Origin of the sequence: Bartonella queenslandensis AUST/NH15, assembly GCF_000312585.1 — a bacterium.
GTDB classification, from domain to species: Bacteria; Pseudomonadota; Alphaproteobacteria; order Rhizobiales; family Rhizobiaceae; genus Bartonella; species Bartonella queenslandensis_A.
In genome coordinates this window covers 1-650 of sequence record NZ_HE998344.1, presented here as the reverse complement: position 1 = coordinate 650, position 650 = coordinate 1, and the positions used below count along the sequence as shown (strand labels likewise).

The following is a 650-nucleotide window of genomic DNA, read 5'->3' as shown; positions in this document are numbered from 1 at the left end:
TCAAAATACTCATGACGGTAATAATCATCATCACTACCAAATCTTGGAATGGCCTCATCATGAATTTGATCATCTTCAGTTAAAGAGGCGGCGCTATGAACACACGAAGATCCTGATACATAAGAACCACAAACCACGGCATCATCAACGACATAGGAATAATCACAAATATAAGCACCATCACTTACTTTAGCATTGCCACCGACATGGGCATTATCACAAATAACAGACATATCAGAAATATGGGCATGACCACTTACACGGGCGTTATCATAAATTTTAACATTGCCTTCAATAACCACGGCGTTTTGAATATGAGCATTGCCATAGACCTCACAATAATCATTTATTGCCATGCCTTCAAAAATAGCATTGCCATAAATTTTAGCATCGCCATAAACGTCAACAAAAAAGCCCTTTACTTTAGCATTTCCAAAGACGCGCGCATTTCCAAAAACTCTAGCCTTATCGTAAACCCAGCAATTGCCATCATGCGAGAGGTTGCTTTTCTTTTCAATATAGCCCCCTAAATCGCCTTTTTTGACATCATCAAAATCTCTTAAGGCACGAATGCGATATAAGAAATGACCATCGATATATTCAAAATCATTAGTAAATTCATATTTTGGAGATGTTTTTTTCTTATTAAC

General features: G+C 37.1%; 1 protein-coding gene. It reads right to left on the bottom strand.

What is annotated here, in order from left to right; translation table 11 throughout:
• Positions 1–650: LbetaH domain-containing protein (locus tag BN338_RS10315; protein WP_039762283.1), on the bottom strand; the 650-nt coding region annotated here is incomplete at both ends.